This window comes from Ruegeria sp. (genome assembly GCF_028066395.1).
In the GTDB taxonomy this organism is placed as follows: domain Bacteria; phylum Pseudomonadota; class Alphaproteobacteria; order Rhodobacterales; family Rhodobacteraceae; genus Ruegeria.
On record NZ_JALCBM010000031.1, the window covers coordinates 20,405 to 46,435 of the forward strand.

The following is a 26,031-nucleotide window of genomic DNA, read 5'->3' on the forward strand; positions in this document are numbered from 1 at the left end:
ACAGGCGTGTTTATCGGCAAATCCGGTGATCTTGATATCCGCGAATTCGAAATTCCCGGCCATGCGGTCCAGCACCATGGTCGAGTGCGGACGTTCGATCGCGTCATGGTCGAAATGGGCGTGGGTGGACATGGTGATGTCGACCGGGATTTGCGGGAATTCGTTGCGGAACCACAAACCCCAGGCGCCCGAAGGGTCATCCCGCCACGGGTCGAACAGAACCGTCGCGCCGCTGGGCGAGGTGATCTTGAACGCACAGTGACCGTAATAGTCGATGCCGACCGTTCCGGTGCTGGCCTGACCGGTCGACCCTTGCAGGTCAATCACATGGTTGTTGTTGCCCGGCTGCAGCCAGGCTTGCGATTGCGCCTCGGCCGGTTTGGTGCTGCCCAGCAGCGATGCGCCAGCGCCAACACCTGCGGCCCCGGCTGCCATGAAAAACGACCGGCGCGACAGCCCCGGTGCCAGATCATCACGATCCCCTTTCAGGATTGTCGGCTTCAGATCCTTACGATCCATTATATTCCTCCCTGTTGGACAGGCACGGTTCAGCCCGTGCCGCTGCACAGAGCCTAGCAAGGTCGGTCGGGTCCGCTCAGGTCAGAAAAATCTGGGGGGAATATGGGGGCAATCCCCACATTACTTTATCACGAAATCGCCAGAAGATGGCTGCGCAGGTTCTGATCGCGCCCTTCCAGCCCCAATTTCTTGCGAATGTTGTTGCGATGGAAATCGATGGTCGAGGTTTCGCGCGACATGGCGCGGGCAATATCCTTGGTGGTTTTTCCCGACATCACCAGCTGCGCGATTTCGATCTCGGTCGGTGTCATGACCGAGAATGCGTCAGACAGCTTGTCCGAGATCATCGAGGTGATCTCTCGCAGGTTGCTTTCGGCCAGATCCAGATAGACATGGGATGCCGCGCCGTCCTCAAGCTGCCCGCGCAGCTTGTCGAGATAGGGCAGCACCATGGTTCGGACCTGCTCGACAATATCCTGATCGCGGTCCTTGCGGTCATCGTCGAGGCTGCTGAGCAATACGCGCAGCGCCGTGTTGGTTTCCTGCAACTCCCGCGTGCGGGCCTGAACCCGGTTTTCCAGATGTGTCAGGGTCTCGTTCAGCTTCGCCTCAAGCGCGCGACGCAGAAAAACCTCTTGTATCAAGGCCAAATCCGACTCGACCATGCGCGCGAACTGGGCCAGCCCCTCGCGGAACAACAACGCCCGGCGGTTGCGGTTGCGATCCAGGACGCAGATCGTGCCAAAGATGGTGCCGTCAGGCCATTTCAGCGGAAAGCCGATATAGAACGACATGTTATGTTCCAGGTCTTCATTGTCGCTCCAGACCGGGTCGCAGGTGGCGTCTTCGACCACCAGTTCACCATCGCGTTCGAACACGCCGTGACAATAAAGCTTGGGATTCAGGCGGAAATTCATCCCCACCGGATAGGGGTTTTCCGGGTGGTCCGAGGTGATCAGAACCGCGTGATCCGGTGCCTCGGTCTTCATGATCAGGCTGGCGGGGACATCGGCCAACTGCGCCACAAGGTCCACCAGCCGCTGCCAATTGGCCATGGTTTCCGGGGGGATATCCGGTCGATCCTGAGTCATCACGTGCCACACCAGCTTAGGAAATTACCCGGTCAGGTTAAGGCACCTGATATGGGGCAATCAAGCAAAGCTCTCTCTGCATTGCAGCGCGTGGGTCAGCCGCCCCAGATCACTTTCACGTAATTCTGGGTCTCTTTATAGGGCGGGATGCCGCCGTGCTTTTCCACCGCCTTAGGACCGGCATTATAAGCCGCCAGCGCCAGGCGCCAGGATTTGAATTTCTTATACTGCCAGGACAGATAGCGCGCGCCGCCTTCCAGATTCTGGATCGGGTCCAGTGGATCGACCCCCAGCAATTGCGCGGTCTGCGGCATCAGCTGCGCCAGACCCAGCGCGCCCTTGTGCGATTTGGCATGCGGGTTCCAGCCGCTTTCCTGCTGCACCAGACGCAAGAACAGCTCTTCCGGCACATTATGCTGGCGCGCGACCCGGCGCGCGTGGTCCAGATACTGACCCCGGTAGCTGCCGGTATAGCGTTTGGAAAACGTTCCCTGCCTTGGTTTTGGCTTCAGGCGCTCGGAATCGCGGTACTGGCTGGCCGCGCGCCCGTCCAGAACCTTTGACTGTTTGAGGAAAATCGCCTTGCGGTTCTTTGACGACAAGGTGTCAGCCGCAACCGACCCCGTCGACACCAGCATGCATACCGCAGCAATACCACCAACCAGAAAACGCATTTGGGTTTGTCCCGCTCGCTCAACACCTCGACGGATTATAGGTATTGCGGGAAAAAATGAAAGCTTGGTTAAGCAAGGGCTAAGAAATTCACGTTCACAGTTGCCTCATCAATCATGTTTTAACCAAGATGCAGGCCGTATAGGGTCATGGGCGGAACAAGGCGCCAGATTCGGGCGCGCTGCTGTCAGACAAGAAACGAGGGAATATATGGCGGGTTCAGTCAACAAGGTCATTCTGGTCGGAAATCTGGGGCGCGACCCCGAGGTGCGGACATTTCAGAACGGCGGCAAGGTGTGCAACCTGCGTATTGCGACCTCGGAAACCTGGAAGGATCGCAACACCGGCGAACGGCGCGAACGGACCGAGTGGCACTCGGTCGCGATCTTCAACGAAGGTCTGGTGCGCGTGGCGGAACAGTACCTGCGCAAGGGTTCGAAAATCTATGTCGAAGGCCAGCTGCAGACCCGCAAATGGCAGGACCAGTCCGGTCAGGATCGTTATTCGACCGAAGTGGTGCTGCAGGGCTTCGGCTCGACCTTGGTGATGCTGGACGCACGCGGCGAAGGTGGCGGCGGCGGATATGGCGGCCAGTCGGGCGGCTACGGCGGCGGCGGACAAGCCGGGGGCGGCTATGGCGACCCCTATGGCGGATCGTCCAGCGCCCCTGCCCCCGCATCGGGCGGAATCGACGACGACGAGATTCCGTTCTAACCAAGACGGAGATACAAAATGGCATGGTCCTTCTCGCTCGGCCGGTTGCTCGGTTCGGAACTGAGGGTCCATGTCACCTTTTTCCTGCTGCTGGCCTGGGTCGGGTTTGCCGCCTATTCCAGTGGCGGCTGGCCGGCGGTCATCGACAATATCCTGTTCGTTCTGGCTCTGTTCGCCTGCGTCGTGGCGCATGAGTTCGGCCATGCGCTGATGGCGCGGCGATACGGTATTCGCACGCCCGACATCACCCTACTGCCCATCGGCGGGCTGGCCCGGCTGGAACGGATGCCCGAAAAACCGATGCAAGAGGTCTGGGTGGCGCTGGCCGGACCGGCGGTAAACATCGTCATCTGGATCATACTGGTGGCATTGGGCGCGGGTATGCCGATCGAGGCGATGGCCCAGCTTGACACGCCCGGCGCAGGACTACTGAACCGTCTGGCCTATATCAACCTGCTGCTGGCCGCGTTCAACATGATCCCCGCCTTTCCGATGGATGGGGGGCGGGTGTTCCGCGCGCTACTGTGTCTGAAGATGGATCGGGTCACCGCCACCCGTATCGCGGCTGTTGCCGGGCAGCTTGTCGCAATAGGTTTGGGCTTTCTGGGCCTGACCTCGGGCAATCCTGTGCTGGTGCTGATCGCCGTCTTTGTCTTCGTCGCCGCCAATGCGGAAAGTCAGGATGTCGCCATGCGCGCGGTTGCACGGCGAGTGCGGGCGCGGGATGCGATGATCACCGAGTTTCATGCCCTGTCCCCCAGCGACACGCTGAACACTGCCGCACAGGCCGTTATCCACACCGCACAGCACGAGTTTCCGGTACTCGATGCCGACGGCGCGCTGCTGGGCTTCGTCACCCGCAACCGCCTGTTTGCCGCACTGGCTGAGGATCGTCCGCGCTCCGACCCCGCCACCACGATCATGGAGAGCGACATTCCGCAGGTTGCCCTGACCAATGGGCTGAACAAGGTTCTGGAAGGGTTGCACAAGGGCGCCCCCGCCGTGGCCGTCTGCACCAAATCGGGGCAGATGGTGGGTTACATCACCCGCGAGAATATCGGCGAGTTGATGGTGATACAGGGGCGTTAGGGCCAGCAGGCCGCCAGAGCATCCTCAAGCACCGACAGAACCGCCTCGCGCGGGACGTCTGCAGTGACAAAGGCCTGTCCGATCCCACGGGTGAGGATGAACCGCAGTTGCCCATCGATCACCTTCTTGTCCTGCGCCATCAGATCGACCAGAGCCTCGGCCCCCGGCAGATCACCGGGAATATCGGCCAGATCGGTTTTCATGCCCATCGCGCGCAGATGGGCGCGCACGCGGCTGGGGTCTTCCTGCGAACACAGGCCCAGACGCGCCGAAAGCTCGAACGCCAGCGCGCAGCCGATGGCGACGCCCTCGCCATGCAACAGCCGGTCGGAATAGCCCGTCGCAGCCTCCAGCGCGTGGCAGAAGGTGTGGCCGAGGTTCAGCAGCGCACGGTCGCCCTGTTCGGTCTCATCCCGCGCCACGATATCGGCCTTCATCTGCACCGAGCGGGTCACCGCCTGCACCCGCGTCGCCATGTCCCCGGTGGACAGGGCCGGGCCGTTGACCTCAAGCCATTCGAAGAAATCCGCGTCGCCCAACAGCCCGTATTTCACCACCTCGCCGTAACCGGCCAGAAAATCCCGCGCCGTCAGCGTGCCCAGCACCGAGGTATCAGCCAGCACCAGTGAGGGCTGATGGAACGCCCCAATCAAGTTCTTTCCCTGCGGTGCGTTAATGCCTGTCTTGCCGCCCACCGAACTGTCCACCTGCGCCAGCAGCGAAGTCGGGATCTGCACGAACCGGACCCCGCGCCTCAGCACTGCGGCAGCAAACCCCGCCAGATCGCCGATCACACCGCCGCCAAAGGCCACAACCACATCGCGGCGTTCGATCTTTTCGGCCAGCAACCATTCCACCGCACGTTCGAAATGCGGCCAGCTTTTGGTCGCCTCACCGGCAGGCAGCGCCAGAGAACTCATCTCGACCCCAGCAGCACCCAACCCGTCGCGCAGCGCGTCCAGATGCAGGTCAGCAACAGTCTCATCGGTCAGAACGGCCACGCGCGGGCGCGGCAGCAGCGGCGCGATGCGCGCGCCGGATTGGGCCAACAGGTCTGGGCCGATCTCGACATCATAGGATCGGTCGCCCAGCTCAACATGTACGGTTTGATGCATTTACTTCTGTTCCAAAACGTCCCGGCGCGTCACCAATGCGGCCAGCACCCGGTCCACCATATCCTCGATCGCGGTCTCACCATCCGAGTCCGCCACCAGATCGGCCTGCTGATAAATCGGAACCCGTTCCTCATACAGCGCGCGCAAGGTCGCATGCGGGTCAGCGGTGCGCAGCAACGGGCGGGTGTCCTTGTGGCGCACCCGATTCCACAACACCTCAAGATCAGCGCGCAGCCAGACCGACACGCCCCGGTCCGAGATCATCTGGCGATTGCCTTCGGACATGAACGCCCCGCCGCCGGTGGACAGGATGCCGCGTTCTTCGTCCAAGAGCCGCCCGATGACCTGACTTTCCTTGTCACGAAAGAACGCCTCGCCATCGCGGGCGAAGATCTCGGGGATGGTCATGTTGGCCGCCGATTCGATCTCGGCATCGCTGTCCAGAAACGGAACACCCAACCGTGCGGCCAGCGCCCGGCCCACAGCGGTTTTCCCGGCGCCCATCATGCCGACCAAAACAACGGTTTTGTGCAGATCATAGCACTGCGCCGCATCCGGCTGAGGGGTGTTATGCTTAATTTCGCTCATTTCATCGTGAATGACGTGATCTTGGGAAAAATGCCAGTTATAACTTGGACAAAACCAAAATTTGAGGCAGCGTTGACCCATGGGCCGTCTGTTGAAATTCCTGATCTACGTCATTTGCCTGTGTTTCATCGGGCTGGTGGGCTATGCTTATGTCGGTCCGTTCTTCGGGGTGGATTTTTCCGCGCCACAGGATGAGATTCGCGAACCGGTCATTCTGAATGCCGATTAGACCCGCCCTGCTGGCGTTGTTTCTGGCCAGCACCGCCCAGGCGCAAACGCTTGAGCCCTTGTCGGTGATCGACTGGCTGTCCAACCCGCCGGAAAACCTGCCCGGCACCGTGCTGCTGGAGCCTCCGGTGACGCAGACCGGGTTGCAACCGGATGTGCAGGTCACCCCGCTTGAGGCGCTGTCGCCGCCCTTGGGGCTGGTGTCGTCCTCGGTCACCGGCCTGCCCGTTGATCTGTGGCAAAACAGCGACCCCGCGCGGCTGGCCGAACTGATCGCGCGGGTGCCGGTCAAGGCCAGCCCTGCGATGCAACGGCTGCTGTTCACCCTGCTGCTGTCCGAGGCGCGACCACCCGCGGACCCCACCTCACCCGATGCCTTGCTGATGGCGCGGCTGGAGCGGTTGATGCAACTGGGCGCGGCGGACCCGGCGCAATCCCTGGTGCAACTGGCCGGTCCCACCGATACGCCGGATCGGTTTTCGCGCTGGTTCGATGCCACCCTGCTGACCGGGGATGAGGATCGCAGCTGCACCGCCCTGATCGCACAGCCGCACCTGTCACGGGACTACGCAGCGCAAATTTTCTGCAAGGCCCGGCGCGGCGACTGGCCTTCAGCCGCGCTGACGTTAGAGGCCGCGCATGCCCTGCAGGTGCTGCCGCAGGATCAGTTGGATCTGCTGGACCGCTTCCTCAGCCCCGAACTGTTTGAAGATGCCGACTATCTGCCGCAGCCCGCAAACCCCACCCCGCTGACCTTCCGCCTGTTCGAGGCGATTGGTGAGCGGTTGCCCACCGCATCCCTGCCCCGCGCCTTTGCCAATGCGGATCTGCGCGATGTGGCCGGTTGGAAAGCGCAGATTGAGGCCGCCGAACGGTTGACCCGGATCGGTGCCCTGACCCCGAACCAGTTGCTGGGGCTTTATACTGAACGCAAACCCGCCGCCTCCGGCGCGGTCTGGGATCGGGTTGCGGCCATTCAGCGTTTCGACACGGCGCTGCGCCCGGGCAATTCCGACGGCGTTGCCGACACCCTGCCCGAGGCGTGGACGCAGATGCGCAGCATCGGGTTGGAGGTTCCCTTTGCCGAACTCTTCGCCCAACGCCTGCAATCCGTCCCCCTGTCCGACACCCGCGCCGAAAACCTGCGCTGGCGTATCCTGCTGCTGTCGGACCTCTATGAAGACGCTGCCCTGACCGCGCCCGAAGGGCCGGACAAGAACCAGTTCCTGACCGCGCTGGCGCAGGGCGATCCGGGCCGTGCGCCCTCACCCTCGCCCCTGGCCGATGCGATTGCGGAAGGGTTTGCATGGTCCGCGCCGGTGCCCCCCGATATCCACGCCCTGCTGCAGAACAACCATCTGGGTGAGGCGATCCTTGAGGCAATGACCCTGTTCGCCCATGGCGCGCGCGGCAATCTGGTTGACCTGACCGCCGCCATCGCCACTTTCCGGCGCGTGGGGCTAGAGGACACGGCTCGCCGCGCTGCCCTGCAACTGATGATCCTGAACGGGGCCTGACGGTGACCGCGCCCGCCACACAGAACCTGTGGATTTCCACCTTTCTTGAGGCTCAGGCCGCCGAGCTTGGCGCGGCAACCAACACCCTGCTGGCCTATGGGCGCGACCTAAAGGATTTCTCGGGCTGGCTGGACCGGCATAAATTCACCTTTGCCGAGGCCGAACGGGACCAGATCGAAGGCTACCTGATCGATTGCGACGCCCAAGGACTGTCCCGCTCTACCCGCGCACGGCGGCTGTCGGCGATCAAGCAGCTATACCGGTTCGCGTTCGAGGAAGGCTGGCGCGAGACCAACCCGGCGATCCAGATCAAAGGCCCCGGCCGCCCGAAACGCCTGCCCAAAACGCTGGACGTGGCCGAGGTCGACCGCCTGCTGGAGGCCTCCCGCCAGACCGGGCGCAGCGCGGCGGACAAGGTGCGCAATACCTGCCTGATGGAGCTGCTCTATGCCACCGGCATGCGCGTGACCGAACTGGTGTCGCTGCCGGTGTCCTCGGCCCGGGGCGATCCGCGCATGCTGCTGGTGCTGGGTAAAGGCGGCAAGGAACGCATGGTGCCCCTGTCCCCACCCGCCCGCGACGCGCTGGCCGAATGGCTGATCAAACGCGACGAGGCCGAGGAAGAGGCCATCGCCAAAGGCGCGCAGGCGTCCCGCTTTCTGTTCCCCTCGCGCGGTAAATCCGGGCATCTGACCCGGCACATGTTCTTTCACCTGATCAAGGACTTGGCGGTTCAAGGCGGCGTGTCGCCCGAAAAGGTCACGCCGCACACCCTGCGCCACGCCTTTGCCACCCATCTGCTGGCCAACGGTGCCGATTTGCGGTCGATCCAGACCCTGCTGGGCCATGCCGATGTCGCCACCACTGAAATCTACACCCATGTTCTGGACGAACGGCTGGCGGAACTGGTGCTAGAGCATCACCCGCTGGCCAAAGACCAAAGCAACAAGGGCTAACCCCTTGATCCGCAGGGGCCGCACCCCCATAACGGATGCACCAACACGAATAACCAAGGACCGATGGAACCCTCTTCTTCTCTGATCGACGGCGCATTCTGGTTTACCACAGGCGCCATTCTGTTTCTGCTCGTCCTGTCGGGCTTTTTCTCGGGTTCCGAAACGGCGCTGACCGCCTCATCGCGGGGCAAGCTGCGGACGCAGGCCGACAAGGGCTCGCGCGGGGCGAAAAAGGCGCTGGATATTACCGATGACAATGAACGGCTGATTGGCTCGGTCCTGCTGGGCAACAATCTGGTCAATATCCTTGCGGCCTCGCTGGCGACAGCACTGTTCACGCGGCTGTTTGGCGAAAGCGGTGTGGCGCTGGCCACGCTGGTGATGACCCTGCTGGTGCTGATCTTTGCCGAGGTGCTGCCCAAGACCTATGCCATCACCAACGCCGAAAAGGCCGCCGCCGCCGTTGCCCCGGTGATCAGCGTGCTGGTCACCGTATTCTCGCCCATCGTGGCCGCCGTCCGGCTGCTGGTGCGCGGGGTGCTGCGCCTGTTTGGCGTGCAGATCGACCCGGACAGCAACATTCTGGCCGTGCGCGAGGAAATCGCCGGTGCCCTGCAACTGGGCCACTCCGAAGGCGTGGTCGAAAAGGAAGACCGCGACCGCATCCTTGGCGCGCTGGATCTGGGCGACCGTGCGGTGGAAGAGATCATGCTCCACCGCTCGAATATCGAGATGATCGATGCCAATGCCGAACCCGAGGCGATCCTGCAGCAATGTCTGGAAAGCCCCCATACCCGGCTGCCCGTCTTTCGCGATGAACAGGAAAACATCGTCGGTGTGGTCCACGCCAAGGACCTGTTCCGCGCCATGTACGCGCAGGTCGGCGGTGCCGATGGCGATACCGAGCGGCTTAGGAATTTCGATATCGCGAAGGTGGCCAATGACCCGTATTTCGTACCCGAAACCACCACTCTGGACGACCAGATGCGAGAGTTTCTGCGGATGCACAGCCATTTTGCGCTGGTGGTGGACGAATATGGCTCGTTGCGCGGGCTGATCACGCTTGAAGACATTCTGGAAGAGATCGTGGGTGAAATCGCCGATGAGTTCGACATCGACGAAGAGGTGCCCGTCACCCGTACCGACGATGGCCAGTTTCTGGTCGAAGGCGCGATGACCATCCGTGACGCCAACCGGGCGCTCGACTGGTCGCTGCCGGATGATGAGGCCAACACGCTGGCCGGTCTGGTGATCCACGAGGCGCAGATGATCCCCATCGTCGGTCAGGTGTTCTCCTTCCACGGCTTCCGGTTCGAGGTCACCGCCCGTGAAGGCAACCGGATCACGGCGCTCAAGGTGCGCCCGCTGTGACTCGGGGTCACGCCTGAAAAACGACAGGCCCCGTCGCTGATGTGACAGAACCACGCCCGAACCCCCGGCACCGTCGCGGCAACGTAACAGGAGGCGCAGATGAAAAGCACATGTCAGGTGGTCGTCATTGGGGGCGGCGTTGTCGGCTGCTCGGTCCTCTATCACCTGACCAAGCTGGGCTGGTCGGATGTGATGCTGCTGGAACGCTCGGAACTGACCAGCGGCTCGACATGGCACGCGGCGGGCGGCTTTCACACCCTGAACGGCGACACCAACATGGCGGCGCTGCAGGGTTATACGATCCGTCTGTATAAGGAGTTGGAGGAGATCACCGGCATGTCCTGCGGGTTGCACCATGTGGGCGGGGTGACGCTGGCCGACAATCAGGACCGGTTCGACATGCTGCTGGCAGAACGGGCCAAGCACCGTTTCATGGGGCTTGAGACCGAGATCGTCGGCCCCGATGAGATCAAGAAGATCGCCCCCGTCACCAACATCGATGGCATCCTCGGTGGGCTTTATGATCCGCTGGACGGGCATCTTGACCCTTCGGGCACAACCCATGCCTATGCCAAGGCCGCGCGCATGGGCGGGGCCACGATTGAAACCCATTGCATGGTGCGCGAAACCAACCAGCGCGCCGACGGCACTTGGGATGTGGTCACCGACAAGGGCACGATTCATGCCGAGCATATCGTCAATGCAGGCGGCCTTTGGGCACGTGAAGTTGGCGCGATGGCGGGCGTCTATTTCCCGCTGCACCCGATGGAGCATCAATATCTGGTGACGGATTCCATCCCGCAGATCGAGGCGATCATCGACGCGGGCGGCGAGCATCCGCATGTGATGGACCCCGCTGGCGAAAGCTATCTGCGGCAGGAGGGTCGGGGCCTGTGCATCGGGTTCTACGAACAACCTTGCAAGCCATGGGCCGTCGATGGCACCCCGTGGGAGTTCGGCCACGAGCTGCTGCCCGATGACTTTGACAAGATCACCGACAGCATTGAATTCGCTTACAAACGCTTCCCCGTGCTGGCCGAGGCCGGGGTCAAATCGGTGATCCATGGGCCGTTTACCTTTGCGCCCGACGGCAACCCTCTGGTCGGGCCGGTGCCGGGGATGCGCAACTACTGGTCGGCCTGCGGCGTCATGGCCGGGTTCAGCCAAGGCGGCGGCGTCGGCCTGACGCTGGCGCAATGGATGATTGAGGGCGAGCCGGAACGCGATGTCTTCGCCATGGATGTGGCCCGGTTCGGCGACTGGATCAGCCCGGGCTATACCCGTCCCAAGGTGATCGAGAACTATCAAAAACGGTTCAGCGTCGCCTATCCGAATGAGGAACTGCCCGCTGCCCGTCCCAACCGCACCACGCCGATGTATGACATCTTCAGCGATCTGGGCGCGGTCTGGGGTCAGCAATACGGGCTGGAGGTGCCAAACTATTTCGCCCAAGGCGATGAGCCGAACTATGAAACACCCTCCTTCCGCCGCTCGGACGCGTTTGCGGCCACAGCGCGCGAGGTGCGCGCCGTGCGCGAAGGCGTCGGCATTAACGAGGTGCACAACTTCGGCAAATACCGCATCACCGGGCCGCAGGCGCGGGACTGGCTGGATCGGATCATGGCTGGTCGCATCCCGAAACCCGGTCGCCTGTCGCTGACCCCGATGCTATCGCCCAAGGGCAAGCTGATCGGGGATTTCACCGTCTCATGCCTTGGTGAGGGTGAATTCCAACTGACCGCGTCTTACGGCAGCCAAGCCTATCACATGCGCTGGTTCGAACAGAACGCGCAAGACGGCGTGCAGGTCGAGAACATCAGCGACCGCCGCAACGGCTTCCAGATCGCAGGCCCCAAGGCGCGCGAGGTTCTGGCGGCCTGTACCCGCGACGATATCAGCGGCATGCGGTTCATGGATGTGCGGCGGATGACCGTGGGCATGACCAACTGTATCGTGCAACGGGTCAGCTATACCGGCGATCTGGGGTATGAAATCTATTGCGATCCGATGGCACAACGGCAGCTGTGGTGGACCTTGTGGCAAGCCGGACAGCCGCATGGAATGGTGCCCTTCGGCATGCGCGCGATGATGAGCCTGCGTCTGGACAAGTTCTTTGGCTCGTGGATGCGAGAGTTCTCGCCCGACTACACCGCGGCAGAAACCGGGTTGGATCGGTTTATCTCCTTCACCAAAGAGGTTGATTTCATTGGCCGTTCAGCGGCTGAGGCCGAGCGTACCGAGGGCACCGCCCGTAAGCTGGTCGCCTTTGAAGTCGATGCTGAAGACGCCGATGTGAACGCGTATGAGCCGATCTGGCTGCAAGGTCAGGTCGTGGGCTTCTGCACCTCGGGCGGCTATTCGCATCATGCGCAGAAATCCATCGCCATGGGCTTTCTGCCCACAGACCAAATCAGCGAGGGGCTGGAGGTCGAGATCGAGATACTGGGACAGATGCGCCCGGCCCGTGTGATTTCCACCCCGTTGTTCGACGCGGACGGCGCCCGCATGCGGGGATGACTTGCCCGTCCCTGCACGGCATGGTGACGGCATGAGCCTGATCCCTATCATCCTGCTGGCCGCGGGCCAGTCCAGCCGCATGGGCGGCGCGGACAAGCTGATGCAGATCGTCGACGGCATGCCCCTGCTGCGCCGCTCGGCACTGCGGGCCATGGCGGTGGGTCCGGTCATTGTCGCCCTGCCCCCGCCCCCGCATCCGCGATATGACGCGCTGGACGGGCTAGACCTGAACAAAGTGACCATCCCCAACGCCGCCGAGGGGATGAATGCCAGCCTGCGCGGCGCGCTGGCCCAGGTGCCGGACGATGCAACCGCCGTGATGATCCTGCTGGCTGATCTGCCCGACCTGACGGAACAGGATTTGCGGACCGTGCGGCAATCCGTGGCCGACCATCCGGATCATCTGATCTGGCGCGGCGCAACCAGCGACGGCAAACCCGGTCATCCTGTCGTGTTCGACAAATCCCTGTTCTCGCAATTGTCACAGCTGACCGGAGACGCCGGTGCCCAAAGCATCGTCAAAGCCCAAACGGACAAGGTGCATATTCAACCCTTGCCGAACGGGAACGCCTTGCTGGATCTGGATACGCCCGAGGATTGGGCCAAGTGGCGAGGCACCCGTCCAAAGTAACCAGGTGCCAAAATGAATGCGGCCCGGTCGCAAACGACCGGGCCGCATGCCCTAAATCAAGACTACCACTTTCACCACTCCCGCATGCGCAACCGGATCGTTGAACCAACGTTCCAGCAGGTCGCTGCCAAACCTAAACAAGACCCCCTCGTTAACAAGCAGCTCAGCGCCCACGGTAACTGAATTACGCCTTTGACACCCCCTAGTGTCTCAGGCCCCCCTCGATTGGGCATGTTCATCGTCACCCATTAGATGCGTGCAAACAATGTAAAATTGGATGAAACGGTTAATTTTGATGAGGTCGGCCTTGTATTTGCGCAACATGGCCGTTGGAAAGACTCTTCTTAGGGTTGTATTATCTTTCGAACCAAAACCTCATCCGAACCTGCTATTTTTGGCAAAAAGTCTCAAAACGATGGTATTGCAGAGAGCTGGAGGTAACCAGTGAACACCTCCTCGTGAGGGCAAAGCAACCCAAAGGAGAACTCCTGTCAGGGCGCGACCGGATCGGGACATTTGTTAACCAAAGCAATCCAATTCAACTGTTTTTGTGATTTGTTGATCATTTCGGCGACAATCCACCGATTCGATTGATGCGGATCAGCGTGATTCTGTGCATTCACCCCCCAGTTCGGCCACTTGGTGACGGCGAAAAATGGCAAAATTAAGGTTTCTTAATATTTTACTCAGAAATTCCCAAGACTAGGGGGGCATCTCCTGTTCACAAGCGCGGACTGAACCGCCAAACCAAGACAGGAGTCACCATGAGCATCCGCAAATCCTCATTGCTTTTCCCGCGCACGTCCAACTGGGTCGGCGCCGGCGCCCTTGGCGCTGCGATGCTGGCCACCACGGCGCTGCCCGCGATGGCGGACGAGGCGCTGGCCGATCTGGTCGAGACCGTATCGCCGTCGGTCGTCACCATCATCGCCGAACAGACCGCTGCCCCTGCCCCCGCGCGCGGACAGGATTTCGAAGGCCACCCGTTCGAGGAATTCTTCAAACGCTTCGGCACACCGGAAGGGTTCGACATGCCACAGCGCGGGCCGAGCCAGGGGCTGGGATCGGGCTTCGTGCTGGATGAGGCCGGATACATCATCACCAACCACCACGTGGTCGATAATGCCAGCACCGTCACCGTGCGCCTGAACGATGACCGTTCCTTCGAGGCCGAGATCGTCGGCACCGACCCGCTGACCGATATTGCCGTGCTCAAGATCGACGCGGGTGAAAACCTGCAGGCCGTCCAGATGGGCGACAGCGAGGTGATCCGCGTGGGCGAGGACGTGGTCGCCATCGGCAACCCGTTCGGGCTGCATTCCACCGTGACCACCGGGATCGTCTCGGCCAAGGGGCGCAACATCTCGGAAGGGCCTTATGCGGAATTCATCCAGACCGATGCGGCCATCAACAAGGGTAACTCGGGTGGGCCGCTGTTCAACATGGACGGCGAAGTGATCGGCGTGAACTCGGCCATCTATTCGCCCAGCGGCGGCTCGGTGGGTCTGGGCTTTGCCGTGACCTCGAACATCGTGGAACATATCGCCGCCGATCTGCGCGATGACGGTCAGGTCAGCCGCGGCTGGCTGGGTGTGTCGATCCAGACGGTCAGCCCAAAACTGGCGGCGGCCATGGGGATTGATGCGGCGACCGGGGCGCTGGTCGCAGATGTGATCGCCGACAGCCCCGCCGATGGCGTCCTGCAACAGGGTGACGTGATCCTGTCCTTTAATGACGAGGCGGTCAAAACCAGCAGCGATCTGCCGATCCTGGTGGGCACCACCAAGGTCGGAACCGAAAGCACCCTGACCGTTTTGCGCGACGGCAAACAGCAGCAGATCGAACTGACCATCGGTCAGCACCAGTCTGCCGCAGTCACGCCCGACGCCGGGACCGAAGGTAAATTCGCCGACAGCGCGCTGGGTGTCACCGTGACCCCGCTGACCGAGGCCGCCCGTGCCGAGATGGGTGTGGATCAGGCCGTGGACGGCGTGATCGTGACCGATCTGCAGCCTGAAAGCCCCGCAGCCCGGGCCGGTCTGCAGCGTGGCGATGTGATTGTCCGGCTGGGTGATCAGGACACCGCGACCCCGGATGCGCTGCAGTCCGCTCTGGACAACGTGCAGACCGACCCGGCGCTGGTTCTGATCAACCGCGGCGGCAACCAGATCTTCGTCGCGGTCGAACTGGCCTAACCCCCAAGCGCGCACCTTCGATGGGGAAACTAAGGTGTGCGCCTTCCGGCCTGGCGCGGTTTGTCCACGCGCCGCCGGGACGGCCGGGTGCGGCTTCGCACCCGGCTGGTTTTTTTTAATGAACTTCTGTGTTTAAATCACCTTGTGAAAGGAACCCCAAGCATGAGTAGACGCCTTCTGATCGTTGAAGACGACGCCGACACGCGGGACTTCATCGCCAAGGGATTTGGCGAAGAAGGCTATGTGGTCGAGGTCGCCTCGGATGGCCGCGAAGGGCTGTATCACGCCACCGATGGCGGGTTCGACGCCATTGTGCTGGACCGGATGCTGCCGGGGCTGGACGGGCTGTCGCTGATCAAATCGCTGCGTGCTGCCGGGCTGAAAACCCCGGTGCTGATGCTGACCGCGATGAGCGCGGTGGACGAGCGCGTCAAGGGCCTGCGCGGTGGGGCGGATGACTATCTGGTCAAGCCATTCTCGTTTCAGGAGTTGCACGCAAGGATCGAGGCGCTGCTGCGTCGCCCACAGGAATCGGAAGAAACCGCCACCCTCACGTGCCGCGATCTGGAAATGGATCTGCTGACCCGCAAGGTCACCCGCAGCGGGCGCGAGATCACCCTGACCCCGCGCGAATTTCAGATTCTGGAGTTCTTCTTGCGCCGCAAGAACCGGGTTGTTTCCCGCACCATGCTGCTGGAGGGGGTTTGGGATTATCACTTCGACCCAAACACCAATGTGGTCGACGTTCACATCTCGAAACTGCGCAGGCAGTTGGACGAGGACGGGGCCGATCCGATGATCGAAACGGTCCGGGGTGCGGGGTATATGGTCTCGGATGGCTAGACTGAGCCTGTCGTTTCGCAATGCGCGCACCCGGCTGGTTCTGGCCAGCATGGTGCTGAGCACGCTGCTGACTGCCACGGTTCTGGCCATGGTCTATGTCACCGCGAACCGGACCATCTCGGGCGAGACGAGGTCCGTCGTGTCCGCCGAACTGACCGGGCTGGCCGATGAGTATGAACGGCGTGGCCTGATCGGGCTGATGACCGCGATTGAACGGCGCCTTCCCAGCGCCTCGGAACGGGATGCGGTTTATCTGCTGACCGACCGCGCGGGCAACCGGCTGGCGGGCAATCTGACCGGCTGGCCCGAGGGCATCACCGCAGGCAGCGGCTGGGTCGAGTTGAGCCTGCGCAAAGTCGATACCGATCAGTTCGTGCCCATCTCGGCTGCCTCGGTCCGATTGCCGGGGGGTGAGCGGGTGCTGGTCGGCCGTGACGCGCTGGCGCGGCTGCAATTCGACCGGGTGCTGCTGCGTTCGGTGGCGCTGGCGCTGGCGGCGGCCTTTGCGCTGAGCCTGTTGACCGGATGGTTGCTGACGCGGCTGGTGTTTTCGCGGCTGAAGGACATTGCCGATACGGCGGATGATATCGTCTCGGGCGATCTGTCCCACCGGATGCCGATCCGGGGCACGGGCGATGAATTCGATCAGGTCGCGGGCACGCTCAACAACATGCTGGACCGGATTGAGGAGTTGATCAGCAATCTGCGCACCACCTCGAACTCCATCGCCCATGACCTGCGCTCGCCCCTGTCGCGCCTGCGTCAGCGGGTCGAGGCGCTGGCCGAACCCGGCAAGACCGATCAGGAGCGCGAGATCGACACCGCCCGCGCCACGGTCGAGATCGACCACCTGCTGCGCGTGCTCAGTCAGTTGACCGAAATCTCGCGCGCCGAGGCCGGTCTGGGCCGTGAACAGTTCGAGCCTGTGAACCTGCAGCAATTGGTCAGTGATGTGGTCGAGCTATACGACCCCGTCGCCGCCGATCAGGGCATCCGGCTAGAGGTGACGGGCACCGCAGAGCCCATTCAAGGCCACCGCCCGCTGCTGTCGCAGGCCCTGTCGAACCTTCTGGAAAACGCCATGCGTTATGCGCCGCAAGGCACCGCCATCACCATCACCCTGACCGAGGATGGCCCGCACACAAGGCTCAGCGTCCGCGACCGTGGCCCCGGCGTGCCCGAGGCCGACCTGCCGCGCCTGCAACTTCCCTTCGTCACGCTGGACCCGGCCCGGACCGAGCGCAACGCGGGTCTTGGGTTGGCTCTGGTCGCCGCGATCTCGCGCATGCATGGCGGCAGGTTTCTGGCGCACAACTGCAAACCGGGGCTGGAGACCACGATTGAATTGGCGGGGAACAGGTGACAGTCGTCTGCTAGCGGGGTAAGACCGGGGCATGTCTGATCCCGTCTCTTCGATCCGCAACCTCGGCCCGGCCTTTGAACAGGCCTGCACTCGCGCGGGCATCCATTCCGCGCAGCAGTTGCGCGAGATGGGCCCCGATGCGGCCTATGCCCGGCTGCTGCAGGCGGGAACCAAGCCCCATTTCATCGGCTATTACGTGCTGGTGATGGGCTTGCAGGGCCGCCCGTGGAACGATTGCAAAGGCGAAGAGAAAAAGGCCCTGCGCCAGCGGTTCGATGCCCTCAAGGCGCAGGTCGTATCCGCGCCGCAATCGCGGATGATCTCTGATCTGGACGCCATCGGCGTGCGCGTGGCGCCACAGGATCTGAAGCCGGTCTGAAAGGCGCTAGGCTTCTAGCGCTTTGATCATGTCCACGCGTGTCGCGTGGCGACCGCCCTCGAATTCCGCATCCAGAAACGCATCCACGATCTGCAATGCCAGGTCTTCATCAATCACCCGTGCGCCCATGGACAGAATATTGGCGTCATTATGCTGCCGGATCATCTGGGCCGAGAAGACATCACTGCACACCCCGCAGCGGATACCGTCAACCTTGTTGGCCGCCATCATGATGCCCTGCCCTGTGCCACACAGCACAATGCCGAACTGGCAATCGCCAGACGCCACGCGCCGCGCAGCCGCAGCTCCATGTTCGGGATAATGCGTGCTTTCGGGCGTGGTCGGGCCGATATCCACCGCCTCCCACCCTTTGGTGGCGATATGACTGGCGATGGCCTGCCGCAAGTCGATGGCGGCGTGATCACTGGACAGGACGATGCGTTTATTGGCGCTCATGGATATGTTCACTTTGCAGATAGGAAAGATGTTGGCCGTTAATGAAAAAGGCCGCACCCGATCCCGGATGCGGCCCTGATCTTTACCGGTGCGGGCGGCTTAACCGACCAGTTCGATGCCCGAGAAGAAATAGGCAATCTCGACCGCAGCAGTTTCCGGTGCGTCCGATCCGTGGACCGAGTTTTCGCCGACCGATTCAGCAAACTCGGCGCGGATGGTGCCAGCGGCTGCGTCGGCGGGATTGGTTGCGCCCATGACTTCGCGGTTCTTGGCAATGGCGCCTTCGCCTTCCAGAACCTGAACAACGACCGGAGCCGAGGACATGAATTCGCACAGTTCGTCATAGAACGGACGCTCGGCATGTACTTCGTAGAACTTGCCAGCCTGTTCCTTGGTCATGTGGATGCGCTTTTGCGCAACGACGCGCAGGCCTGCGTCTTCGAACTTGGCGTTGATCTTGCCGGTCAGGTTGCGGCGGGTTGCATCGGGTTTGATGATCGAGAATGTGCGTTCCAGTGCCATGTCGGCCTCTCCTTACAATATGGCGCGGGATGCGCGCCGAAATCCATCGCGCGCCGCCTAGCACGGTCTGTGCCGCAAGAAAAGCACTATGATGCGTTGTGGATCAGATCGCGTCGGGCAATGGGTCGCGCAGGTCGACCCAGCGCACGTACAGCACCGCCAGAAGGCCCATGAAACTGCTGGCGCTCATCATGCCCAGAACCAGATACGGCCCGTTTGCCGGGCTGACCAAAGCGCCGGTGGTCGAGGTCAGTATCGCCCCCAGCGTCACGATCATCGCCCCCGACAGCCCCGCCGCGCTGCCCGCCAGCTTGGGCCGCACCGACATCACGCCCGAAGATGCATTGGCGTTGGTCAGGCCATTGCCGAAACCCACAAAAACCGCCGAACCAAAGAACACCCAAACCGAGCCCATTCCGGCCCAGAACAGGCACAGCCCGATGAACGGCCCGGTCGAGGCGATCACCCGCCCCACAAGGATCATCGAGGTCAGCCGCGTATGCGCCGCCATGCGTCCGGTGACGAAATTGCCCACCATGAAGCCGCCGGTGATGATCCCGATCCCCAGCCCCAGCATCGCGGGGCTCAGGTCAAACCACGCAGCCGCCACCAGCGGCGCGCCGGTGATAAAGGCATAGAACGCCCCGATCGAAAACGCCGCGCACAGGGCGTAGCCCCAGAACCGGCGCGCGCGCAGCAGATGGGGGTACTCCCGCATCTGCGCACCAAAGGTCGACATGCGCTGGGTATTGGTCTCTCCCATATCCGCCCACAGCAGGACAAACATGCCGACGCCGATGCACGAGAACAGGACAAACCCCGCGCGCCAGCCGAACAGCATGTCCAGCGCTCCGCCCAGCATTGGCCCCAGCATCGGTGCCAGCGCCATGGCCATCGCCACGTAGCCTAGCTTGCTGGCGGCCTCATTCGGTGGATAGCGGTCACGGATCGACGCGCTGGACAGCACCGGCCCCGCTACAACCGCGACTTGCAGCAGGCGGAAGCCGAGAAAGACCCAGATCGTTTCGGCCAGAACACAGCCGACCGAGGCGCAGGCAAAGATCGCCATGCAGATCAACAGAACCGGCCTGCGTCCGAAACGATCCGACAGCGGCCCAAGGATCGGTTGCAACACCGCCGAAACCATCAGATACCCGGCCAGGGACAGGTTCATCAGGCCATAATCCACCTGAAAATCATCCGCCATCCGCGCCAATGACGGCAGAAACATGTTCAGCGACAGCACCGACAGGCCGGTGGCAAAGATCAGGGTGATCAAGGATGGGGGCGATTGGGCCGCGCGCATAGTGAAACCTGTTCAACAAATCAGACCAGCGCTATCACATAGCTTAGCCGCTGCATATGCCAAGCTGCTGGCGGAGCCTGAAACGCTCTGCTAACACCGGCCCATGTTACGGATCGAAAACATCACCTACGCCGTTGAAGGCCGCCCCCTGTTCGACGGGGCCAGCGCGACCATTCCCGATGGCCACAAGGTCGGCCTTGTGGGGCGGAACGGCACTGGCAAGACCACCCTGTTTCGCCTGATCCGGGGAGAGCTGGCGCTGGAATCGGGCAATATCTCGGTCCCCAAACGCGCGCGGATTGGCGGGGTGGCGCAAGAGGTGCCCTCGTCCGATGTGTCCCTGATCAACACGGTGCTGGCCGCCGATACCGAACGCAGCGCCCTGATGGTCGAGGCGGATAGCGCCACCGACCCTGCCCGCATTGCCGAGATTCAGACCCGGCTCGCTGATATCGATGCCTGGTCGGCCGAGGCGCGCGCGGCCTCGATCCTGAAAGGCTTGGGCTTTGACGATGAGGATCAGCTGAAACCCTGTTCCGATTTCTCGGGTGGCTGGCGGATGCGCGTGGCGCTGGCGGCGGTGCTGTTTTCGCAGCCCGATCTGTTGCTGCTGGACGAACCCACCAACTATCTGGATCTGGAAGGCGCGCTGTGGCTGGAGAGCTATCTGGCAAAGTATCCCCACACGGTGATCATCATCTCCCACGACCGGGGGCTGCTGAACCGCGCGGTAGGCTCGATCCTGCATCTGGAAGACCGCAAGCTCACCTTTTACGCCGTTCCTTATGACAAATTCGCCGAACGCCGCGCCGAGCGGCTGGCGCAGGCGGAATCGGAGAACACCAAGGCCAAGGCCCGCATCGCGCATCTGCAAAGCTTCGTGGACCGCTTCCGCTATAAGGCCTCCAAGGCCGTTCAGGCGCAGTCCCGCCTGAAGATGATCGAACGCATCCAGCTGATCTCAACCCCGCAAGAAGCCGCCCTGCGCGCGTTCTCTTTCCCCAAGCCCGAGGAACTGTCGCCCCCGATCATCCAGCTTGAGGGCGGCGTGACCGGGTATGGTGAGACAGAGGTGCTGCGCCGTCTGAACCTGCGTATCGATCAGGATGACCGCATCGCGCTGCTGGGCAAGAACGGTCAGGGTAAATCGACCCTATCCAAGCTGCTGTCCGACCGGCTGCCGCTGATGGCGGGCAAGATGACCCGCAGTTCGAAACTGCGCATCGGCTATTTCGCGCAGCATCAGGTGGATGAGCTGCATGTGGACGAAACCCCGTTGGATCACCTGCGCCGGTTGCGCCCGGATGAGGCGCCGGGGAAATGGCGCTCGCGGCTGGCCGGGTTCGGGTTGAACGCGGATCAGGCGGAAACGCTGGTTGGCCGCCTGTCGGGTGGTCAAAAAGCGCGGCTGTCGCTGTTGATCGCCACCATCGACGCGCCGCATATGCTGATCCTCGATGAGCCGACAAACCATCTGGATATCGAAAGCCGCGAGGCGCTGGTCGAGGCTCTGACCGCCTATTCCGGCGCGGTGGTTCTGGTCAGCCACGACATGCACCTGTTGGGGCTGGTGGCGGATCGGCTGTGGCTGGTCTCGGACGGGACGGTGAAGCCGTTTGAGGGCGATCTGGAAACCTATCGCAATATGCTGTTGGCCCGTGACAAGCCGGTGAAGGAAAAGCCGCAAGTCGCGAAACCGAAACGCCCCTCGCGCGATACCATGCTGGCCCTGCGCGCCGATCTGCGCAAATGCGAGGACCGGATCGAAAAGCTGACGGATATGCATGACAAGCTTTCGGCCAAACTAGCCGACCCGGCGCTGTACGAGGATGACAGGATCAACGATCTGGAAACCTGGAACCGCAAATTCGCCGAGGTGACCGAAGCCATGCAAAAGGCCGAGGCGCTGTGGGTCGCCGCCGCCGAGCGGCTTGAAAACGCCGAGAACGCCGCATGATGGATCTGGCCTTTTTCGTCACCGCCTTCACCACCCTGTTCGTGGTGATCGACCCGTTCGGCACCACGCCGATCTTCGTGGCCATGACGCAAGAGATGGATGCCCGCACCCGCCGCATGACGGCTTATCGCACCTGTGCGGTGGCCTCGGGCATCCTGATCGCCTTCGCCGCTTTTGGCGAGGCGGTTCTGGGCTTTGTCGGTATCTCGATGGAGGCGTTCAAGGTTGCCGGCGGCGCGCTGCTGTTCCTGACCGCGCTTGACATGCTGTTCGAGCGCCGCACCAAACGCCGCGAAGACCGCGCCGAGGTCGAGGAACATCCCGACCCTTCCGTCTTCCCTCTGGCCATTCCTCTGGTCGCCGGGCCGGGGTCGATTGCAACGATCATCCTGCTGGCCGGTCAGCATCCGGGCCTTCTGGGCATTGCCGAGGCCTGTATCGTCATGCTGGCGGTGATGGCCGTGGTTCTGGCCTTTTTCCTGTCGGGCGGGCTGATCGCGCGCATTCTGGGCAAGACCGGGCTGAATGTGCTGACCCGCCTGCTGGGCATGCTGCTGGCCGCCCTGTCGGTGCAGTTCATTTTGGATGGGCTCAAGGCCTTTGGATTTGCGTCATAAATCCCCATATACCTTTCAGATAAATTGGTTAGGGTAACGGTATGGATGGCGACAATATTGCACGTTTGGCCTATCTCGGGCTGCTTGGGGCCGCCCTTGTGGCATGGTTCATTTCGCAGAACCGCCAGACGCTGAACAAGACGCTGCAGATGATGATGGCTTGGGTGTTCATCTTCATCGGCGTCATTGCGGTCGTCGGCCTGTGGGAAGATATCCGCACCACCGTCGGCCCTGCCCCGCAGATGACCGTCACCGGCCAGACCATCGAAGTGCCCCGCGCCTATGACGGGCATTACTATCTGCCCGTTGTGGTGAACGGAGAGCCGATCAATTTTCTGGTGGATACCGGCGCCAGCCAGATCGTGCTGAGCGCGCAAGACGCCGAACGGATCGGCGTCGATCCCGATCAGTTGAATTATTTCGGCCGCGCCGCCACGGCGAACGGAGAGGTCCGCACCGCCCCCGTGCGTCTCGACAGCCTGACATTGGGGCCGATCACCGACCGAAATGTCTCGGCCTGGGTCAATGAAGGGGAATTGCATCAATCGCTGCTGGGGATGGATTATCTGCACCTGTTCTCGAATATCCAGTTCGCGGATGGCCGCCTGATCCTGTCGCGTTAAGGGGCCTGCGCCCACATTTCACAATTGAGAACAAAGTAAGAACATGCTAACCTGACAGCATGTCCACACATCTTCTTGGCCACAAGCCCGCGCGTGAAGCGCCGGGGATAAACCTTCATCCGCAGATCACCCTGCAATTGGGTCGCGTGCACGAGGCCTGCGGCCCTGCCCGGCGCAGCTTTGCCATGTGGCTGGCCGGTCAGATGCAGGGGCCGGTGCTGTGGATTTCACCTGCGTGGGAGCCCGGCCAGCTGAACCCCGATGGCATGATGCCCTTTGCCGATCCCGCCCGGTTCATCTTTGTCCGCCCCACCCGCGCCGAGGATCTGTTGTGGTGCCTTGAAGAAGCGCTGCGCAGCGGGGCGGTTCCGCTGATCGTCGGCGACTTGCCCGGCGCGCCGGGGTTGACGCCGGTGCGGCGCATGCATCTGGCCGCCGAACAGGGTGGCGCGATGGGGCGGGCTCCGCTGGGGCTGTTGCTGATCCCCGGCGATGGCGGCGCGCAGGGGGTCGAGACGCGCTGGCACATGGCCGCGACCCATCAGGGTGAGGCAAGGCGCTGGGCCCTGACCCGCCGCCGCGCCCGCGCCCTGCCCCCGGTCACCTGGCAAGCCACCCAGACCAGACCGCGCGCCGGGCTGGAGCTGAACCGGGTCGAGACCGCCGAAGTCCCGGTCTGAGACCACGAAACCCTCACGCAAGATGTGACTGGCCAAAGCCCGGACCCCGGCCTACCCTTTCGGCACACCCACAGCGGTCATATGAATAGAACCGGGCCATCGCGTGTTAACCAAGAGTTATGCCAGCACTGCTAAATGTAGTGAGGGCATGACACTTCCGCGGCCTTGCCCGCGCCCTTCGGTCTCGCTCAGGCAAGAGGTACCAGTATGACAGTTTTAACCCGAAGGACCCTGATCGCAGGGCTGGCCGCCTGGCCCGCCCTTGGCGCTGCCCAAACCGCGTTGATCCCCTATTCGCTGGCCAGTCGGGGCACCTCAATCGGGTTCAGTTTCGGCCTGTCCGGTGTGATACAATCCGGCACCATGCCCGTTCAATCCGCAACCATCCGGCTGGACACGAAACGATTGCAGAACAGCAAGGTCGACGTGGTCCTGAACGTCGCCAGTGCAAAGACCAAACTGCCCTTTGCGCGTGGCCCGATGCTGGGGGAAAGCGTCCTGGACGCCGACAGCCATCCCACGATCCGCTTCACCTCGACCAAGATCCAACTGGGGCCCGGCGGGCGCATCTCGGACGGTGCGACCATCACCGGCGACCTCACCCTGCGCGGTGTCACCCGCCCGGTGACGCTGGACGCGGCGCTCTATCGCAAACCGGGCAGTGCCGCAGATGATCTTGACGCGCTGTCGATCCGCCTGACCGGCACGCTGGATCGCCACGCCTATGGCGCATCCGGCTATCCCGATCTGGTCGATGGCAACGTGGGTCTCAACATCCGGGCCGAGATCATTCGCCAGAACTGACCCGAAAAGGACAAAAACGACCTGAGCAGGTCGAATAGGCGCGCGCATTGCCCCGGGAAACCGTCAGGTTGAGACCATCATGCGCACGATCATTTCCTTTGCCGCCCTGTTCTTTTCGGTCATTCTGCTGCAGCTCTCGACGGGCGGGGTCGGCCCGCTGGACGCGATCTCGGGCCTGACGCTGGAGTTTACGACGGAGCAGATCGGCCTGCTGGGCTCGGCGCATTTCGTGGGGTTCTTTGTCGGATGCTGGTGGGCACCGCGCCTGATGGGCAATATCGGCCATTCGCGCGCCTTTGCGGTTTGCACCGCGCTGGGGGCGATGGGGTTGATCGGCCACACCCTGACCGAAAACCCCTATATCTGGGCCGCGCTGCGGGTGGCTTCGGGCACCTGCGTTGCGGGCAGCTATACGGTGATCGAGGCCTGGCTAAACGCCAAGGTCACCAATGAAAACCGCGGGCGGGCCATGGGCACCTATCGCATCGTCGATATGGGCGCCTCGCTGGGGGCTCAGTTGATCATCGCGGTGCTGCCGCCTGCGTCTTATGTTTCTTACAACCTGCTGGCCATTCTGTGCTGCGCCGCCCTGCTGCCGCTGACCCTGACAAAAGCCAGCCAGCCCCAAACCCCCGACGCCCCGCGCCTGCGCCCGAAACTGGCCTGGCGCAGTTCGCCGCTGGCGGTGGCGGGCGTGATCGTGGCGGCGCTCAGCTCCGCCTCATTCCGCATGGTCGGCCCGGTCTACGGGCAAGAGGTCGGGCTGGATGTCGATCAGATCGCCTTTTTCCTCGCCTCGTTTGTGTTTGGCGGCGCGCTGGCGCAATACCCGGTCGGCTGGCTGGCCGACAAATATGATCGGCGCTGGGTTCTGATCTGGCTGTCCGCCGCCGCGGTTCTGAGCTGCGGGATAACGATGATGGCCAGCGGCACCGGAACCTTGGGCGTCATGCTGGCGGCTGTCTTCTTCGGCCTGACGACCTTTCCGATCTTTTCGGTCTCGTCCGCCCACGCCAACGACTTTGCCACCACCGAAGAACGGGTCGAGCTATCAGCCGCGCTGATGTTCTGGTTCGCGCTGGGCGCCATCGCCTCGCCCTATATCTCCTCAACGCTGATTCAGCAATTCGGCCCCGGTGCGTTGTTTGCCTTTGTCGCGCTGGGCCATGTTTTCCTGATCCTGTTCGGCATGGCCCGAATGCGGTCGCGGCCCACACCGGACGAGAAAACCAACTACGTCTACGCCCCGCGCACCTCTTTCACCATTGGTCGTTTGCT

General features: G+C 62.4%; 26 protein-coding genes. 18 read left to right on the forward strand and 8 right to left on the reverse strand.

Annotation, left to right across the window (positions count from 1 at the left end; genetic code table 11):
- The 3 genes from MPJ51_RS11400 to MPJ51_RS11410 all read right to left on the reverse strand — a co-directional run.
- The coding region (locus tag MPJ51_RS11400) for an MBL fold metallo-hydrolase (protein WP_298386363.1) at positions 1–519 on the reverse strand (519 nt) is incomplete at its 3' end.
- A gap of 128 nt (positions 520–647) precedes the next feature.
- A complete protein-coding gene (locus MPJ51_RS11405; RefSeq protein ID WP_298386365.1) occupies positions 648–1,610 on the reverse strand; it encodes a helix-turn-helix transcriptional regulator in 963 nt (320 codons plus the stop codon).
- A gap of 95 nt (positions 1,611–1,705) precedes the next feature.
- On the reverse strand, positions 1,706–2,284 hold the full coding sequence (locus tag MPJ51_RS11410) for a lytic transglycosylase domain-containing protein (RefSeq protein WP_298386368.1): 579 nt from the start codon (positions 2,282–2,284) through the stop codon (positions 1,706–1,708).
- 208 nt (positions 2,285–2,492) lie between these two features.
- Here MPJ51_RS11410 and ssb point away from each other — a divergent pair, with 208 nt between their 5' ends.
- Together ssb and MPJ51_RS11420 are read left to right on the forward strand one after the other, a co-directional pair.
- Complete coding sequence (ssb, locus tag MPJ51_RS11415; protein ID WP_298386371.1) at positions 2,493–2,996, forward strand: single-stranded DNA-binding protein; 504 nt, start codon at positions 2,493–2,495, stop codon at positions 2,994–2,996.
- An 18-nt stretch (positions 2,997–3,014) separates the two neighbouring features.
- Complete coding sequence (locus MPJ51_RS11420; RefSeq protein WP_298386374.1) at positions 3,015–4,085, forward strand: site-2 protease family protein; 1,071 nt, start codon at positions 3,015–3,017, stop codon at positions 4,083–4,085.
- Here the strand turns inward: MPJ51_RS11420 and aroB are convergent.
- Positions 4,082–5,200, reverse strand: coding sequence for a 3-dehydroquinate synthase (gene aroB / locus MPJ51_RS11425; protein WP_298386377.1), 1,119 nt, complete (start codon positions 5,198–5,200; stop codon positions 4,082–4,084). The genes MPJ51_RS11420 and aroB overlap by 4 nt on opposite strands.
- Entirely contained in the window at positions 5,201–5,788 is a 588-nt protein-coding gene (locus tag MPJ51_RS11430) for a shikimate kinase (protein WP_298386380.1), read from the reverse strand.
- Between the two features lie 79 nt (positions 5,789–5,867).
- Between MPJ51_RS11430 and MPJ51_RS11435 the strand changes: the two genes are divergently transcribed.
- The 10 genes from MPJ51_RS11435 to MPJ51_RS11480 all read left to right on the forward strand — a co-directional run bounded on the left by MPJ51_RS11435 (position 5,868) and on the right by MPJ51_RS11480 (position 17,788).
- Positions 5,868–6,017, forward strand: coding sequence for a hypothetical protein (locus tag MPJ51_RS11435; RefSeq protein WP_298386383.1), 150 nt, complete (start codon positions 5,868–5,870; stop codon positions 6,015–6,017).
- On the forward strand, positions 6,007–7,533 hold the full coding sequence (locus tag MPJ51_RS11440) for a hypothetical protein (RefSeq protein ID WP_298386385.1): 1,527 nt from the start codon (positions 6,007–6,009) through the stop codon (positions 7,531–7,533). Before MPJ51_RS11435 ends, MPJ51_RS11440 begins: the two co-directional genes overlap by 11 nt.
- Positions 7,534–7,535: 2 nt before the next feature.
- A complete protein-coding gene (locus MPJ51_RS11445) occupies positions 7,536–8,489 on the forward strand; it encodes a site-specific tyrosine recombinase XerD (RefSeq protein WP_298386388.1) in 954 nt (317 codons plus the stop codon).
- Positions 8,490–8,552: 63 nt separating this feature from the next.
- A complete protein-coding gene (locus tag MPJ51_RS11450; RefSeq protein ID WP_298386391.1) occupies positions 8,553–9,860 on the forward strand; it encodes an HlyC/CorC family transporter in 1,308 nt (435 codons plus the stop codon).
- Between the two features lie 99 nt (positions 9,861–9,959).
- On the forward strand, positions 9,960–12,377 hold the full coding sequence (locus tag MPJ51_RS11455) for an FAD-dependent oxidoreductase (protein ID WP_298386394.1): 2,418 nt from the start codon (positions 9,960–9,962) through the stop codon (positions 12,375–12,377).
- 31 nt (positions 12,378–12,408) lie between these two features.
- Positions 12,409–13,008 (forward strand): nucleotidyltransferase family protein, encoded by a 600-nt coding sequence (locus tag MPJ51_RS11460; RefSeq protein ID WP_298386397.1) that lies wholly within the window; start codon positions 12,409–12,411, stop codon positions 13,006–13,008.
- A gap of 764 nt (positions 13,009–13,772) precedes the next feature.
- On the forward strand, positions 13,773–15,203 hold the full coding sequence (locus tag MPJ51_RS11465; RefSeq protein WP_298386400.1) for a DegQ family serine endoprotease: 1,431 nt from the start codon (positions 13,773–13,775) through the stop codon (positions 15,201–15,203).
- A 162-nt stretch (positions 15,204–15,365) separates the two neighbouring features.
- Positions 15,366–16,046 (forward strand): response regulator transcription factor, encoded by a 681-nt coding sequence (locus tag MPJ51_RS11470; RefSeq protein WP_298386403.1) that lies wholly within the window; start codon positions 15,366–15,368, stop codon positions 16,044–16,046.
- Positions 16,039–17,409 carry an ATP-binding protein gene (locus tag MPJ51_RS11475; protein ID WP_298386406.1) on the forward strand — a complete coding sequence of 457 codons (1,371 nt, stop codon included), beginning with the start codon at positions 16,039–16,041 and terminating at the stop codon, positions 17,407–17,409. Before MPJ51_RS11470 ends, MPJ51_RS11475 begins: the two co-directional genes overlap by 8 nt.
- A 31-nt stretch (positions 17,410–17,440) precedes the next feature.
- Positions 17,441–17,788: a TfoX/Sxy family protein gene (locus MPJ51_RS11480; RefSeq protein WP_298386409.1), complete on the forward strand. Its 348-nt coding sequence runs from the start codon at positions 17,441–17,443 to the stop codon at positions 17,786–17,788.
- 6 nt (positions 17,789–17,794) lie between these two features.
- Here MPJ51_RS11480 and rpiB read toward each other — a convergent pair whose 3' ends face one another.
- The 3 genes from rpiB to MPJ51_RS11495 all read right to left on the reverse strand — a co-directional run bounded on the left by rpiB (position 17,795) and on the right by MPJ51_RS11495 (position 20,072).
- Positions 17,795–18,244, reverse strand: a complete 450-nt coding sequence (rpiB, locus tag MPJ51_RS11485; protein ID WP_298386412.1) for a ribose 5-phosphate isomerase B — start codon at positions 18,242–18,244, stop codon at positions 17,795–17,797.
- Between the two features lie 99 nt (positions 18,245–18,343).
- Positions 18,344–18,766, reverse strand: coding sequence for a nucleoside-diphosphate kinase (ndk, locus tag MPJ51_RS11490; protein WP_298386414.1), 423 nt, complete (start codon positions 18,764–18,766; stop codon positions 18,344–18,346).
- A gap of 103 nt (positions 18,767–18,869) precedes the next feature.
- Positions 18,870–20,072 carry a Bcr/CflA family efflux MFS transporter gene (locus MPJ51_RS11495; protein WP_298386417.1) on the reverse strand — a complete coding sequence of 401 codons (1,203 nt, stop codon included), beginning with the start codon at positions 20,070–20,072 and terminating at the stop codon, positions 18,870–18,872.
- 103 nt (positions 20,073–20,175) lie between these two features.
- Here MPJ51_RS11495 and MPJ51_RS11500 point away from each other — a divergent pair, with 103 nt between their 5' ends.
- The 6 genes from MPJ51_RS11500 to MPJ51_RS11525 all read left to right on the forward strand — a co-directional run.
- On the forward strand, positions 20,176–22,029 hold the full coding sequence (locus MPJ51_RS11500) for an ABC-F family ATP-binding cassette domain-containing protein (RefSeq protein WP_298386420.1): 1,854 nt from the start codon (positions 20,176–20,178) through the stop codon (positions 22,027–22,029).
- Complete coding sequence (locus tag MPJ51_RS11505) at positions 22,026–22,646, forward strand: MarC family protein (protein ID WP_298386423.1); 621 nt, start codon at positions 22,026–22,028, stop codon at positions 22,644–22,646. Before MPJ51_RS11500 ends, MPJ51_RS11505 begins: the two co-directional genes overlap by 4 nt.
- 41 nt (positions 22,647–22,687) lie before the next feature.
- Entirely contained in the window at positions 22,688–23,269 is a 582-nt protein-coding gene (locus tag MPJ51_RS11510; protein WP_298386426.1) for a TIGR02281 family clan AA aspartic protease, read from the forward strand.
- 59 nt (positions 23,270–23,328) lie between these two features.
- Positions 23,329–23,949, forward strand: coding sequence for a hypothetical protein (locus tag MPJ51_RS11515; RefSeq protein ID WP_298386429.1), 621 nt, complete (start codon positions 23,329–23,331; stop codon positions 23,947–23,949).
- A 207-nt stretch (positions 23,950–24,156) separates the two neighbouring features.
- Positions 24,157–24,753, forward strand: a complete 597-nt coding sequence (locus MPJ51_RS11520) for a YceI family protein (protein WP_298386432.1) — start codon at positions 24,157–24,159, stop codon at positions 24,751–24,753.
- Positions 24,754–24,832: 79 nt separating this feature from the next.
- On the forward strand, positions 24,833–26,031 hold a 1,199-nt coding region (locus MPJ51_RS11525), incomplete at its 3' end, for an MFS transporter (RefSeq protein ID WP_298386435.1).

Bases quoted from the DNA above. Each gene is read 5' to 3' on its own strand.
- MPJ51_RS11405 (WP_298386365.1), bottom strand. From the start codon at position 1,610: ATGACTCAGGATCGACCGGATATCCCCCCGGAAACCATGGCCAATTGG.
- MPJ51_RS11410 (WP_298386368.1), bottom strand. From the start codon at position 2,284: ATGCGTTTTCTGGTTGGTGGTATTGCTGCGGTATGCATGCTGGTGTCG.
- ssb (WP_298386371.1), top strand. From the start codon at position 2,493: ATGGCGGGTTCAGTCAACAAGGTCATTCTGGTCGGAAATCTGGGGCGC.
- MPJ51_RS11420 (WP_298386374.1), top strand. From the start codon at position 3,015: ATGGCATGGTCCTTCTCGCTCGGCCGGTTGCTCGGTTCGGAACTGAGG.
- aroB (WP_298386377.1), bottom strand. From the start codon at position 5,200: ATGCATCAAACCGTACATGTTGAGCTGGGCGACCGATCCTATGATGTC.
- MPJ51_RS11430 (WP_298386380.1), bottom strand. From the start codon at position 5,788: ATGAGCGAAATTAAGCATAACACCCCTCAGCCGGATGCGGCGCAGTGC.
- MPJ51_RS11435 (WP_298386383.1), top strand. From the start codon at position 5,868: ATGGGCCGTCTGTTGAAATTCCTGATCTACGTCATTTGCCTGTGTTTC.
- MPJ51_RS11440 (WP_298386385.1), top strand. From the start codon at position 6,007: ATGCCGATTAGACCCGCCCTGCTGGCGTTGTTTCTGGCCAGCACCGCC.
- MPJ51_RS11450 (WP_298386391.1), top strand. From the start codon at position 8,553: ATGGAACCCTCTTCTTCTCTGATCGACGGCGCATTCTGGTTTACCACA.
- MPJ51_RS11455 (WP_298386394.1), top strand. From the start codon at position 9,960: ATGAAAAGCACATGTCAGGTGGTCGTCATTGGGGGCGGCGTTGTCGGC.
- MPJ51_RS11460 (WP_298386397.1), top strand. From the start codon at position 12,409: ATGAGCCTGATCCCTATCATCCTGCTGGCCGCGGGCCAGTCCAGCCGC.
- MPJ51_RS11465 (WP_298386400.1), top strand. From the start codon at position 13,773: ATGAGCATCCGCAAATCCTCATTGCTTTTCCCGCGCACGTCCAACTGG.
- MPJ51_RS11470 (WP_298386403.1), top strand. From the start codon at position 15,366: ATGAGTAGACGCCTTCTGATCGTTGAAGACGACGCCGACACGCGGGAC.
- MPJ51_RS11475 (WP_298386406.1), top strand. From the start codon at position 16,039: ATGGCTAGACTGAGCCTGTCGTTTCGCAATGCGCGCACCCGGCTGGTT.
- MPJ51_RS11480 (WP_298386409.1), top strand. From the start codon at position 17,441: ATGTCTGATCCCGTCTCTTCGATCCGCAACCTCGGCCCGGCCTTTGAA.
- rpiB (WP_298386412.1), bottom strand. From the start codon at position 18,244: ATGAGCGCCAATAAACGCATCGTCCTGTCCAGTGATCACGCCGCCATC.
- ndk (WP_298386414.1), bottom strand. From the start codon at position 18,766: ATGGCACTGGAACGCACATTCTCGATCATCAAACCCGATGCAACCCGC.
- MPJ51_RS11495 (WP_298386417.1), bottom strand. From the start codon at position 20,072: ATGCGCGCGGCCCAATCGCCCCCATCCTTGATCACCCTGATCTTTGCC.
- MPJ51_RS11500 (WP_298386420.1), top strand. From the start codon at position 20,176: ATGTTACGGATCGAAAACATCACCTACGCCGTTGAAGGCCGCCCCCTG.
- MPJ51_RS11505 (WP_298386423.1), top strand. From the start codon at position 22,026: ATGATGGATCTGGCCTTTTTCGTCACCGCCTTCACCACCCTGTTCGTG.
- MPJ51_RS11510 (WP_298386426.1), top strand. From the start codon at position 22,688: ATGGATGGCGACAATATTGCACGTTTGGCCTATCTCGGGCTGCTTGGG.
- MPJ51_RS11515 (WP_298386429.1), top strand. From the start codon at position 23,329: ATGTCCACACATCTTCTTGGCCACAAGCCCGCGCGTGAAGCGCCGGGG.
- MPJ51_RS11520 (WP_298386432.1), top strand. From the start codon at position 24,157: ATGACAGTTTTAACCCGAAGGACCCTGATCGCAGGGCTGGCCGCCTGG.